Annotated in this window: 9 protein-coding genes; 8 read left to right on the top strand and 1 reads right to left on the bottom strand. The window is 65.7% G+C overall.

Translation table 11 applies throughout. The features are described 5' to 3' along the window. Positions 1-390 (bottom strand): hypothetical protein (locus ASE20_RS25655; protein WP_056917968.1); only part of this gene is annotated, 390 nt, incomplete at its 3' end. Positions 391-474: 84 nt separating this feature from the next. Between ASE20_RS25655 and ASE20_RS17365 the strand changes: the two genes are divergently transcribed. From ASE20_RS17365 to ASE20_RS17330, 8 genes are all read left to right on the top strand, one after another. Further along, entirely contained in the window at positions 475-1,764 is a 1,290-nt protein-coding gene (locus ASE20_RS17365; protein WP_200952852.1) for a recombinase family protein, read from the top strand. Then, positions 1,757-5,497, top strand: coding sequence for a DISARM system helicase DrmA (gene drmA / locus ASE20_RS17360; protein WP_082612519.1), 3,741 nt, complete (start codon positions 1,757-1,759; stop codon positions 5,495-5,497). Before ASE20_RS17365 ends, drmA begins: the two co-directional genes overlap by 8 nt. After that, on the top strand, positions 5,497-7,539 hold the full coding sequence (gene drmB, locus ASE20_RS25650) for a DUF1998 domain-containing protein (protein WP_056895834.1): 2,043 nt from the start codon (positions 5,497-5,499) through the stop codon (positions 7,537-7,539). The genes drmA and drmB overlap by 1 nt, the downstream gene beginning before the upstream one ends. Continuing rightward, positions 7,529-8,233, top strand: coding sequence for a DISARM system phospholipase D-like protein DrmC (drmC, locus tag ASE20_RS17350; protein ID WP_056895833.1), 705 nt, complete (start codon positions 7,529-7,531; stop codon positions 8,231-8,233). Before drmB ends, drmC begins: the two co-directional genes overlap by 11 nt. A 172-nt stretch (positions 8,234-8,405) precedes the next feature. Beyond that, on the top strand, positions 8,406-8,963 hold the full coding sequence (locus tag ASE20_RS17345) for a hypothetical protein (protein ID WP_056895832.1): 558 nt from the start codon (positions 8,406-8,408) through the stop codon (positions 8,961-8,963). A 49-nt stretch (positions 8,964-9,012) separates the two neighbouring features. After that, positions 9,013-11,583: an AAA family ATPase gene (locus ASE20_RS17340; RefSeq protein ID WP_056895831.1), complete on the top strand. Its 2,571-nt coding sequence runs from the start codon at positions 9,013-9,015 to the stop codon at positions 11,581-11,583. 73 nt (positions 11,584-11,656) lie between these two features. Beyond that, positions 11,657-12,730, top strand: coding sequence for an McrC family protein (locus ASE20_RS17335; protein WP_200952851.1), 1,074 nt, complete (start codon positions 11,657-11,659; stop codon positions 12,728-12,730). 209 nt (positions 12,731-12,939) lie between these two features. After that, positions 12,940-13,548, top strand: coding sequence for a hypothetical protein (locus ASE20_RS17330; protein WP_056895829.1), 609 nt, complete (start codon positions 12,940-12,942; stop codon positions 13,546-13,548). The last annotated feature ends 37 nt before the right edge of the window (positions 13,549-13,585 follow it).

Here is a 13,585-nt window from a genome sequence, read left to right as displayed (position 1 = left end):
GCGGGCATCGGCGGCAATCCACTCTTGCGCCTCTGTCGGTTCGAGGACGAAGCCCATCCCAAGGACGTAGCAACCGATGAATCCGATGCCCACGTTCGCGGCCAGTCGGAGAGGGTTTCCCTCAGCACGGCCCGATGGCTCGAGCAGAGTGCTGATGCGGCGAACCTCAGTGTCGTCGGCTATACGGGGTATGGCCTCGGCCACGACACGCAGCGTTCCCCATACGGCGGCGAACTCCAGGTTCGCGCTGGCCGCGGGCCAGGACTGGGATTGGATGGCCCGCGTGATGGTGAACCCTGACGCAACCATCGAGTCCAGACCGACCTCGCGAGTGTCGCCTTGGGCGACTGTGTTCGTGGCAATGAGGCCGAGTGCGCCCTTCGCCTGCAAGAGCGAGGTGGCACCTCGGCAGAGGGAGGCCGATGGCCACCCGATGGGCTGACGTTCATGAATACACATCAAGAACGGCGCTGCGTGCTCTACGCGCGGCTCAGCGTCACCAAGGAAGAGTCCGTGTCCATCGCCCGCCAGCTTCAGTCCTGTCGCCGGTACGCCGAGGCCCGAGGGTGGGAGGTGGTAGGCGAGTTCATCGATGACGGTGTCTCGGCCACTGCCAATCGCCCCGAGGACCGCAACGGCTGGGCGGCACTCCTCGCCGCGACCGACTTCGACGCGGTCATCATCTGGAAGGTCGACCGGCTTGCCCGGCGAGTCCTCGACTTCCTTCACGCCGACGAGGCCCTCCAGAAGCGTGGGGCCGGCCTCGTCGCCGTCGAGGACCCCATCGACATGACCAGCCCGCAGGGCCGCGCATTCGCGGTGATGCTTGCGGTGTTCGGCGAGATGGAGGCCGAGGCGATTCGCGCGCGCGTCCGCGCGGCTCGGGCGCAGCTCCTGAAGGACGGACGCTGGGCGGGTGGTGGTATCCCGTACGGCTACCGGTCGGCAGCGAACCCCGACGGTCCCGGCTGGGTGCTCGTCAAGGATCCCGCGCGCCAGCCCTGGCTCGCCGAGGTCGTCGGCAAGGCACTTGGGGGCGTGACCGTGAACGCCATCACCACTTGGCTCACCGCTCAGGGCGCCCCGCTGCCCGAAGGCTCTACCGCTCGTCGCAAGTCCGGGGCGACTGCGTGGAACCGCCAGACTGTTGACGGCATCCTCCGCAACCCGGTCCTCGCCGGCATGACGCCGCATAACCCTGGCCGCGCGAAGAGCGCAAAGCGCGCTGACCCCTTCGCGGTCTTCCGCGACGAAGATGGCGAGCCGGTCGTCAACGAATCCCTGGCTGTCATCAGCGTGGAGGACTTCGCGGTGCTTCAGAAGCTTCTCGACGCGAGGAGCACTCCACAGGCCAGGAAGTGGAGCGAGCGGGAGCCGACGAGCCCGTTCCTGTCGCGCGTGGTCCGCTGCGACGACTGCGACGTGTTCCTTTGCCGGGGCACCAACCAGAAGCGGCCCGTTCTCTACTGCCCGTCGTGCCGCCAGACGATGAGCCGGTCGGCCTTGGACCCCTACCTCGTCGGCCGCCTCCTGGCCGAGCGCGGGTCGGAGCCCCTCGGTGGCTCAACGGTGGAGGCTCACTGGGCCGCCGCCGGAACCAGTGACGACGCCCGGCGCGAGATTCTCCTGACTCAATTGGCGAGCCTCCGAGTGCGGCGCGGTGTCGTGGGGCGGCGTTTCGACGAGCAGCGGGTGCTTCTCAAGTGGCGTGGCGTATCGGCTCTGCCGATTCGCGTGAACTGCCAGGAACCGTCGGATGGTTAAGGCAGACTGGCGAACCGTGACAGACACAACCACTGAGGCGATCGCGGCGCAGGCTTCGTATGAGTTGAACCACGGGCTGGACGGTTCGTCGTACGCGGTGCGCGAAAACCTCGTGGACATCCTCCAGCGGGAACTACTTGGCCCAATTCACGGCTCGGAGGAGAGTCTCCCGTTCAGCCCGCGCTCGCAATACCTCGTGGGGTACATCGCGCCCGTCAAGCTGACCGGGAAGGCGACGGCTGCGCCAGAGGACGGGGGCGAAGATCCGCTCCGTCCCGACGTGGTGGAGGTGCGCACCGATGACGGAGGCGTGGTCGAAGGCCGTGGCGTCCCGGCGTACGCCGCCGACGACACTGAGGCGGATGCGGAGGACGACGACGCGGAAGACCGCGCACCGAAACAGGGCCTGATGATCCCCGCTTCGATGGGCCTGCGGTTCCAGGTTCCGGCCGACCTCGAAGCGTTCCGTGTGGTCGCCTCGTGGGGCACCTACGAGACGGTCGAGACCGACAAAGTCACCAAGGCCGGCCGTCCGGTCCGGGAGTACCAGCGCACGCCGGTCGAGGAGACCCGCACAGTCCGCCTCGCTGACCTCGCGCCCGGACGTACCGCGACGGTTGGGTTGAAGGAGTCGATCGTTCTGCGGGTCGACCGCTACGACGACCCGAAGTTCAACCGCCTGCTGGTTGAGATCGCGCTGTGCAACGACCGCGAGACGCCCATGCCGATCCCCTTGAGCATGTGGATGTTTCAGACCAAGCTCCTTGTGGACGCCGGTGGGGCCGAGGTGTTCCTGCCGGTGCAGGACGTAATGGAGCACGACTGGCCTGAGCACGACGAAGAGATCAAGCGCCTCAATCTCCAGTACCGCAACCGCCTAGAGTTCGCCATCGGCCGCACGTGTTCGGCGGATTGGACATTGAAGTCTGGATCGCGCCGCGCCACCGCTGTCGAGACGACCTGGCTGCCGATCGGGGAGACGCCGCAGACCAAGGCGCGCTCCGTTGAAGATGCGACCCTGTCGATGGACGCGCTTGCGACCGTCGCGGCGGATGCCTTGCGTACCGGCCTCGCCCCGCTGGTTGACGGGTACGGCACCTGGCTGGACATCCAGGAAGCGGAGGCTGCCTTGCTTCCCAGCCATCTCCAGGAGACCGCTGAGGTCGCACTCTGGGAGGCACGCGAGGCGCACAAGCGGCTCGTCGCCGGCATGGAGCACGTTGCCACTGACCCCGAGGCACTGCGCTGCTTCCAGTTCATGAACCGGGTCATGCGTGACCAACGCATCGCGTCGCAGGTTGCGACAGCGCGCGCTGCTGACGCAGCGCTCTCGATCGACGCGGCCGAGGATCTTGTTGCGGGTCGTGGCGCATCGGCCGCCTCATGGCGTCCGTTCCAGCTTGCCTTCATCCTGATGCAGCTCGGTGCGCTGACCGTCCCCGCTGCGGAGATCCGCAGTTCGGAGCACCAGTCGAAGGTCGAGCTGCTGTTTTTCCCGACCGGTGGTGGCAAGACCGAGGCGTATCTCGGCCTTGCTGCGTACACGTTCGCCATCCGTCGCCGCCAGGGAGTCGTCGAATCGGCGGATGGCCCGCTCGACGGGCGAGATGGCATTGCTGTCCTCATGCGCTACACGCTGCGGTTGCTCACCGCGCAGCAGTTCCAGCGCGCGACGGCGCTGGTGTGCGCGGCGGAACTCGCCCGGCTCGAAGACGAAGAGCTGTGGGGCAGAGAGCCATTCCGAATCGGTTTGTGGGTTGGAACCGATGTCAGCCCCAAGCGGTTCGAGGAAGCCGACGAGCAGCTCAAGAAGGCCAACGAGGGGTTTGGGCACCGCCTGACGGTGCTCCAGATCCAGCGTTGTCCTTGGTGCGGCACGCCGATCACGGGAGCTCAGGTCAAGGCCGACGCGAACCACCGCCGAGTGTTCGTCCACTGCGGCGACGAGCTGGCACGGTGTCCGTTCTCCAAGGGGGGAGCGGTCAGCGAAGGCCTGCCAGTGCTCACGGTGGACGAGGAGATTTACCGCCTTGCTCCGGCGTTCGTGATTGCCACGGTCGACAAGTTCGCCCGGCTTGCGCGAGAAGGTGAAGCCGCCGCGCTGTTCGGCTTCGTGAGCCGGCGGTGCGGCCGGCACGGCTACGTCCACACGGACTACGCGCATTGCACGGTCGGGTCGCATCCGGCGAAGGACGGACTGCCCGCTGCGACGGTCTCACCGGTCGGTCGCCTGCGGCCGCCCGACCTCATCATCCAAGACGAGCTGCACCTCATCACCGGCGCGCTCGGCACCTCGGTTGGCCTGTTCGAGGTCGCGGTCGAAACCCTCTCGTCGTGGGAGACAGCCGAAGGTTCCCCGGTGAAGCCGCTGATCGTGGCTTCGACCGCGACAGTCCGCAACGCGCAGGAACAGGTCCGGGGCTTGTACGGCCGACAGGTCGAGATCTTTCCGCCGCAGGTGCTCGACGTTGCTGACACGTTCTTCTCCCAAGAAGTTCCCATCGACGACGCCAACCCCGGGCGGCGCTACGTCGGGGTCAGTGCCCAGGGGGTGCGTTTGTCGAGCGCCGAGATTCGAGTGTCCGAGGTGCTCCTGGCGGCTGGGCAACTGCTGCTCGACAAGGCTGGAGCGGCCGCGGACCCGTACATGACGCTGGTCGGCTATTTCAACGCCACGCGTGAGTTGGCCGGTATGGCGCGGTACGTCGCCGACGACGTACAGAGCCGAGTGAACCGACCCCGGAAGGACTCCGGGTTCCCACGTCGGTGGGGGACATCCTTCGGCCTCCTCAACGTCGGCGAGCTGACCTCCCGCATCGCTTCGTCGGAAATCGGCCAGACCCTCGATCACCTGGGCCTGGAGTTTGACGCGGACTACGACACCACGACGGCAACCCTCGCCCGTATCGCTGACTCGCGTGCCGGCAAGAAGACAGCGTCGAGGAAAAACTCGCCATTCGACGTCGTGCTCGCAACCTCGATGTTGCAGGTTGGTGTGGACGTCCAGCGCCTCGGCTTGATGCTCGTCGTAGGCCAGCCGAAAAACACCGCTGAGTACATCCAGGCATCCTCCCGCGTCGGCCGTGACCCCTCCGCCCGGCCTGGGCTGGTGGTGTCGCTCGGCAACTGGGCGCGACCCCGCGACCTAGCGCACTTCGAACAGTTCAAGCACTACCACGAGACGTTCTACGCCAAGGTCGAGGCGCTGTCGGTGACGCCCTACTCGCCCACCTCGCTTGCGCGCGGTGTCGATGGCCTCCTCGTCAGCGCCGCCCGCGTCCTACAAGCCACAGTCCCCGAAGGGCTTTCTCCCGAGAGGGAAGCCGGGCGGATCAAAGACCAGCGCACCTTGGTCGAGTCCATCGCTGCGAAGCTCAAGAAGCGCATCGCCGCTGCAGCGCAGGACGAGGCCGCGACCAAGCGCGCCAACGATCTGCTAGTCAACCGGATCGATCGCTGGAGCGAACGCGCCAAGCGCGCCGCCGACATGCACAAGACGCTCGTCTATGAACGCACCGGCGAAGGCGGAAAATACCTCCCGCTCATCATCAGCCCTGAGAACGCCAAGGCGTCCGCCGGCGGCTCCATGGAAGCCCCGTTCGTGATCGCGAACTCCATGCGCGAAGTCCAGCCCGAAATCAATCTGTTGGTCAGCCCCGTGCCTGACCGATTGTTCGCTCGAACTCCTGACGGCGTTGACGGGTGGACCCTGCCCGCTGGGGAGGATGACTGATGACCGACCTGCTGCCTGAGCCCAGCGAGGATATGGTCCACGACGAGCACGAGCACCTCGACCCGCTCGGTGACGCTGAGGAAGGCGTCGTCAAGAACCGCGCCAAGGTCGGTTCCGCACGCCCGTCGTCGCTCCTGTACACCTACGGGCCCGGCGCGATCATGGATCTCCCCAACTTCTCGATCATGCCAGCCGGCCTCGGAGATTGGGAGGCGATCTGGAAGCGACGCGACCACGTGCCGTCGATTCTCGAGCCCCGCTTGCTCAACGTCGTTCGCCTCCATCTCGGCTCCCAAGTCGACGCATTGCGTCCCTTCCCGTGGCAACCCAAGCGAATGGGGATGTCTAGCGAGGGTTCGGATCTCGGCATCCCCGGCCGTGTGTTCCCGCAATGGTTGCGGTGCACGGGCTGCGACTATCTCGGCCCGCTGCCGCGCTTCCACTACACGAACACGCATCCCTTCCGCCCTGACCTCGCGCAGTTCGCTCACAAGAACTGCCCCGGTCGAGGCGGCGCCTCGAAGAAGAAGTCAGGCAGTCCCGCCGTCCCTGCCCAGCACCTTTTGACATGCACGAACGGCCACCTTGACGAGTTCCCGTACGCGCTCTGGGTACACCGCGGCAAGAAGTGTCCGAAGGCAGAGTTGCCCGACCTCAAGATGCGCGACGCCAACGTCGGCAAGAGCGTCGGCTCGATCATCGCCTGCGCGTCATGCGGCCAGACTCGAGGAATGGCAGAGGCGCAAGGGTCCGTCGGTAGGGAAAAGCTCCCGCAGAAGTGCCGAGGTCGTCACCCGCACCTCAACGCGTTCGACAGCGGATGTGACGCCCGCCCGGCGCTCATCATGATGGGTGCCTCGAATCTTTGGTTCGCATCGACCCAGTCGATCATCGTCATGCCACGCACCGACGCTGAGGAGAAGGAAGCCTTGGGCGACCAACTTCGGGTGGCGCTCGGCGTCGAGCGGATTGCGAGGTATGCCGGCGATCTTGAGACCCTTCGAGATGTCGCGGACGGCAAGGTGGACTTGTCGGATGTGGACGACGCAACGCTCGCCGGGGCGGTGGCAGATGCCTTGGCGCCCGCCGACACCGAAGAGGTCCGCCAGGAGAAGTTAGCCGATTGGGACCCGGTAGACTTGCTGGTCCCCGAGTGGCGGTACCTGCAGAAGCCCTCGCTGTTCCCACAGCAGCAGAACTCCAGCGGCCTCATGGTCACCGAGATGAAGCGGGATGACGACCTGCATCCGCGGATCCGACGTGTCGTCGCGGTCAATCAGATGAAGAAGGTCAATGCGGTCCTCGGTTTTACCCGCCTTGACGAGATGGACCGCGTGAACGACCTCGTCAGCCGACTGGTCAAACTCACCCGCGACGGGAAACCCACCTGGGTTCCCGCCACCGAGGACCGGGGCGAAGGCATTTTCCTTCAGCTCGACCTCGACGAGGTCGCAACCTGGGAACAGGCGATCATTCCGACCCCGTTGTGGGATGCCCACAAGTCCGCGCACCGCCGAAACTTCGAGCGTCGCTTCTCTGAAACCGCGAACAACGTCGACCCCGACGTCCGGCTGCCCGCGCCCCGCTACTGGCTGCTCCACTCGCTTTCACACTCGCTGATCCGCGAGATGGCTATGTCCAGCGGATACGGCGCAGCGAGCCTCACCGAGCGCATCTACGGATGGGCCAGCGCCCCCCAGCGCGAGGCCGCCGCTGGACTGCTGATCTGCACGACCGCATCCGACAGCGAAGGCACCCTAGGCGGTCTCGTAGCGCTCTCGGAGCCGTCAAAGCTTCACAACCTCGTGGTGAGGGCACTGCGGCGGGCGGCGCGGTGTTCGTCCGACCCAGTGTGTGCGACGCGCACGCCGGGCGACCCTGAGGACTTCCTCCACGGTGCCGCATGCCACTGCTGCTCCTTTGCCTCGGAGACCTCGTGCGAGAAGGCCAATCGCTTCCTTGACCGGCGGTTCCTGCTCAATCTGCCGACAGCTTCCGGCGAGACCGTGCCCGGGTTCTTTGGGAGCCCGGATGCCCTCTGACCCCTTCGCGTCGCTCGGGGAGTTCCTGACCGGTAGCGAAGCCGCCGGACTTGCCGTCCAGTTCGCGTCGGGTCAACACGTCGTCAGGGCGCTCTCCGTCGTCAACGCGGCCCGTCGAGCTGAGGCCAAGCAGTTGCTCGCTGACGCAGGGCTGAGTCATGAGAACGGTCAACAGGCTGCCGGGGTGCTGCACGCGGTCGCCGGCGCGAAGTCACTCAACCGCGACCTGACGCCAGTTTGGACGATGCCCGGCAACGAAGCCCAGGTTGGCCACCTCACCGGTGAGTTCCATCGCCTCGTTCTGGCTGCTCGTCAGTCCGTTGTTTGCGCGACGTACAACTTCGAGCAGACCTCCCAGATGTGGAAGGTGTTGAAGGAGGCGTCCGAGCAACCGGGAGTCGTTGTGACGGTCTACGTCGACGGCGACAAGGCTGACGCAGCGAAGCTCAAGACTCAACTGCCGAAAGCGTCCATCTACCAGTCAGCCGAGCTGCACAATGGCAAACGCGTCGTCAGCCACGCCAAGTTCATCGTCATCGACCACGAGCTGCTCCTGCTCACCAGCGCGAACTTCTCCTTCAGTGCTGAGAACCGCAACGTCGAGTTCGGCCTGCTCGTTCGAGACTCGGCGCTCGCCGAGTCGGTCGAATCCGCGATGGTCAGCAAGCACGGCAGCTTGTATGCACTCGTGTAGTGGGCTGCGTTTCGCAATCCGGTGGACCACGTTCATCCGGGAGCGTTACTACGCCACGGACACCTGAAAATGAGGACGTCGTGTGGTGGGGTGTCAGGGCCATACGATCGCGTGATACGCCCCGATCCAATCGGGACACAGAGCTGGTCGCACTTCGACGAGGGGTGAGCTGATGGTCGGGACGACGTGGAAGCAGGCGGTCGCCGACGAGTTGGCGCGGCTGTACCGACCCGGCCAGGAATTCACGCTCATCGAGTTCTATGCCGGCGCCGAGGAGCGCCTCCAGGCGATGTATCCCGACAACACCACGGTGCAGGCGACGATCCGGCAGATCCTGCAGCGGCACCGCGACGCGAGGCTGCTGACCTTCCACGGCAACGGCCGCTACACCTACAACGGCGAGCATCGGCGGCGCGAACAGGCAGAGATCCCTCGCAACGGACTGGCGGAGGCGGTCTATCAACTCGCGGCCAGGATCACCGCGGAGACCAAAATCGCTGCGACCGACTATCTCGCTGTCGCGCGCGCTCCTGAACCCGATCAGGCTCTGCGTGCGTTGGTGCTGGGCGGGCACGCGGGAGCGACCTTCCTCGCCCTGAACGCGACCAGACGGCTCGACCTCAGCATCGAACGGCTCGCGATCGAACTGGCCGGTCCCCACGGGCTTGGCGCTGACGTGGTCTCGGCGGCCGCCGACCGGCTCACGTACTTCGAGTCCGAGCCCGAATGAAGCGACGAACGAAGCTGCAAGACTGCGTCGATCTTGAGAAGGAGTCGCGATGACCAAGGTGTGGGGCATCCACAACGACCAGGTTCCCGCTGCGCAACTCGTGGCCGAGGGTTTCGTTTCACTCGGATGGGATGACCTCGGTGATCTCCGAGACATCGGTGACAACCAAGAGGCGATGAAGGCCGCGGTCGCCGCCACCTACCCAACGACGAAGCCGGGCGCGATCCCCGGCTTGGCTGGCTACTTGAGGCGCTTTGCCTTCGAGGTTGCCGTCGGAGACCTCGTCGTCGCTCCGAGCAAGCAGAAGCCTGCCTACAACATCGGCCGGATTGCGGGCTCCTATGAGTTTGCTGCCGGCGCCCCTGTCCACCGGCATCGGCGTCCCGTGGAGTGGCTCGTGACTGACGCCCCGCGCGACGCCTTCACCCAGACCGCGCGATACGAGCTCGGCTCCGCGATCACCTTCTTCCAGGTGGCGAACCACGCCGAGGAGTTCGAGCAGGCTGTGGTCGACGGGGTGCCACACGTGAGCGAGGCCGCCAGTGGGAACGAGCAGGTGCGCTACGCCCTCCTGCAGCGCACGATCCTCGAGATCCTCCGCGACCGCGGCCTCTCGGCGCGACGAGTCGTCGTGGACGAGTTGGCGGAGCGCATTGACTTCACCGAGTTCGAGCTCGTGAAGACCGGTAGCGGCATCCCGCGCTACGAAGCCGCCGTGAACTGGGGCTCCGTCGACATGCGAGCCGCCGGCTGGATCGACAAGACGAACAGCGGCTGGGTGCTGACCGCGGCGGGACAGAAGGTTCTCGACGAGGCGGATCCGGAGAGCGACCTGGCGAAGATCTCGAGTGCTGCCTACCGAGATGCCCAGGCCGCGAAGCGCGCAGACCAAGGTCGTTTCAAGGCCGGCAGCTACCCTCTCATCGATGCCGCTGTGAAGCTGATCGGCGAGGGACAGTGGACCACCTACAGCGACATCGCCCAGGCAGTCGGCACCAACCCGCCCAGCGTCGGTGAGTACGTTCACAGGGTCGAGCTCGACGGGCACCATCGCGTTGTGCCGGTCGGGCAGTCGCCCTACCGGCCGGAACTCCGGGAGGCACTCGAGGCAGAGGGAGTCGAGTTCGATCATCGCGGTCTGCCAGACCCGCGGTCGCGTGTGAGTGCCGAGGACCTCCGCGAGGAGATGGATCTCCTCGGCCTCCTTCCCAAGGTCGGCAAACGCGGATGGTTGATCCGCGGTAGCAGTGTCAACGGCAAGGACCTGGTGCCGACCTGGCGCGAGGAAGGCTGGATCTCGCTGGCTGCCTCCAACCTCCGCGAGGTTTCCGCAGGAATGAGCCGCGACGAACTCAAACCCATCGTGGACGAGGACTACGCGCATGCGTCGTACCACGTGAAGGGCGAGAAGCTCGATGAGTTCCACGCCTTCCTGACCCGCATGGAGCCCGGACATCTCATCGCCACCGTCGACCAGGGCCGGCTCTATGTCGGCAATCTCGTCGGCGAAGCCCGCTATCAACCTTCGCCCGAGGGAGACTCCAATCTGGTGCGCGACGTCGACTGGGTGAGCGACGAGGGAGGGGTCGACTACGCCGACCTGCCAGCCGAGCTGGCCACCAAGCTCAAGGTCCAGCGCGATGTCGTCGATCTGACCCAGCAGCTCGACACCCTGGAGGGGCTCCTGGAGACCGAGACGGAGCAGGTGCCGCCGCCGGTCTACGTGAAGGTCGAGCTCGACGCCGCCACGCCTGAGCTGGCGGCTGACCTCCATGTCTCGCAAGCGTGGCTTCAGGAGTGCATCGACCTTCTCAACGATCGTCCGCAGCTCATCTTCTACGGACCGCCAGGCACCGGGAAAACCTTCCTCGCCCAGGCGATCGCCCGCCACGTGGCTGGCGACAACTTCCGGCTGGTGCAGTTCCACCCGGCGTACTCATATGAGGACTTCTTCGAGGGCTACCGGCCCACGGCGTCCGGAGGCTTCGAACTCAAGCCAGGGCCGATGCGCAAGATCGTGGACCAAGCGCTTGCCAATCCACGCGAACCCTTCGTGCTCATCATCGACGAGATCAACCGAGGCAATCTCGCCAAGGTGTTCGGCGAGCTCTACTTCCTGCTGGAGTACCGCAAGGACAACGTCGAGCTGCTCTACGCCGACGAGGAGTTCAACCTCCCGGAGAACGTCTTCATCATCGGCACCATGAACACCGCCGACCGGTCGATCGCGCTCGTCGACGCGGCCATGCGGCGCCGCTTCGCCTTCCTGCCGCTACATCCGTCGGAGGAGCCGACCGATCAGATCCTGCGTTCGTGGCTCGCCGAGCAGGGCCTGCCTGCACGGGTCGCGGACCTGCTCGACGAGCTCAACCGACGGATCGAGGACTCGGACTTCAAGATTGGGCCGTCGTACTTCATGCGCCCTGCGGTGCACGCGTCGGGCGGTCTCGACCGTACGTGGCGTACGTCGATCCTCCCGCTCCTCGAAGAGCATCACTTCGGTGAACTGACCGGCGCCCAGGTCGCTGCGCGCTACGGCTTCAAGGTAGTGGCGGCTGCGATCGACGCGCCGGTGGCCACGCTCGCGGAGGCAGCCGATGGAACCGCTGACCCTGACTGAGGGCGAGCCGGCCAAGGCCGTCCGGCTGTCGAACGCCGAGGCCGAGGCGCTCGACGTCGCGGAGCTGGCGGTCGTGACCCGCGCGCCAGGATCAGACGACTGGCTGGTCGCCGCCGGCACCAAGGTGGGCGTCGTGCGTGTCGGGTCGCTCCAGATCAGCATCCGACCCAAGATCAGCATCGAGCGCCTGGTGTTCCTGATGGGGTATGCGACGAAGCCGAAGTTCTGGCGTGACCACAGCGTGCGGCTCGACGTCGAGTCCGACCTGCCTGAAGCACTGGCGCACGCCTTCACGCGATTGGCCGGCAGGGCTATCGAGCAGGGTCTTCTCCAGGGCTATCGGACGGTCGACGACAGCCTGCCCGTCCTGCGTGGACGGATCCGGGTGCGCGACCAGATCTCGCGTCGGTACGGCGTCGGGCTGCCACTGGAGATGACCTACGACGACTTCACCGTCGACATCGCGGAGAACCAGATCCTGCTGGCGACAACGATCCGCCTCCTGCGCATGAACGGCCTGTCTGCGACCGTGCGGCAACGGCTCCAACGTCTCCGGCTCCAGTTCGCCGGAGTGACCGAGGTCCGTCGCGGCGACCTGGTGCCCAGCTGGCAGGCAACCCGGCTCAACACCCGCTATCACCCCGCCCTCCATCTGGCCGCGCTGATCCTTGCGGGCGACTCGTTCGAGCAGCGGGTTGGCGACCTCGAGGTGAGTGGCTTCGTCTTCGACATGTGGAAGATCTACGAGGATTTCGTCAGCGTCGCGCTGGGTGAGGCGATGGCTCCCCTTGGCGGATCGGCATCCCTGCAGCACCGGATGCACCTCGACGAGGCCGATCAGGTCCAGATGCGACCCGACTTCGTGTGGACCGGGTTCGACGGGCGGCGTGTCGTGGTCGACGCAAAGTACAAGGCCGAGAAGCCAGTTGGTTTCCCGCAGGCCGACCTCTACCAGCTCCTGGCCTACTGCACGGTTCTCGGACTCGCGGAGGGCCACCTCGTGTACGCCGCAGGGAACGAGCGAGCAGTCGAGCACACGGTGCGCGGGGCGGGGGTCGCGATCACCTGCCACACACTGGACCTGGACCAGCCGCCGGACCAACTGCTCGAGCTGGTTGCCGAGCTTGCCGAGGTTCTGGTGGCGTAGGAACCGAGATCTCGTGACTCGTACCGGCGTCCGCCAGCAGCGCCAGTGGTGCCTGCCGATCCGCGCAGGCGCTACCGGGCCGGTTGAGGCCGCGCACGAAGGACGGCGAGAAACAGCCGAGACGTCGACTGAGGCCACACGGATATTTCGTCGCTCGCGATCCGTACAGATCGGCTGCCTGTTTGTTCACGGGCGGGCATGATGGCGTCGTGGGGACTCACCTGATCGGCGCCTACGGGTTGCACTGGAAGCGCAGCGAGGTCGATTGGTTCCCCGGTAACGGCTACAACTGGCAGATGCTGGGCCGGATCGGCAGTGTGCGGCCTGGTCTGCGAATCTGCGACTTCAGGTACGCGGCCGGCGTCTACGTCCTGGAGAAGGGCGGACGTCCGGTCTACGCCGGAGTGGCGACCGGCAAGGGTGGGTTCGGCGATCGTCTCCGCCCACATACCAAGGACGGCACGAAGAACTGGACTCACTTCTCGTGGTTCTCGTTCGATGACGTTCTTCTCGACGAGCCGCGCAAAACCTACCCGGCCTACCCATCGAACTGGGCCATGGTCGACATCCGTGAAGAGCTTACGAAGACGCAGATGAAGCCTGTCCTCGGGGAACTGGAGGCTCTGCTCGTCAATCTCATCTATGACGGTCGGCTAGTCAGCAACATTCAGCGGCCGAGGTTCCCTCACGCGAAGGAATGGACCCAAGTAACACTCGGCAACTTTGGCGCACCTGGGATCTGCCATCGCGTCGACCCCGCTCTGTTCGCGAAGCCTGGTTGGCTTGTCAAGCCTCCGGCGAAGTTGTCTGAACGGTGACCATGACCGTGCGCCCCGGATCTCGACAGGCAGCCGG

The organism is Nocardioides sp. Root240, assembly GCF_001428825.1.
In the GTDB taxonomy this organism is placed as follows: domain Bacteria; phylum Actinomycetota; class Actinomycetes; order Propionibacteriales; family Nocardioidaceae; genus Nocardioides.
This window is presented reverse-complemented; position numbering and strand designations above follow the sequence as displayed.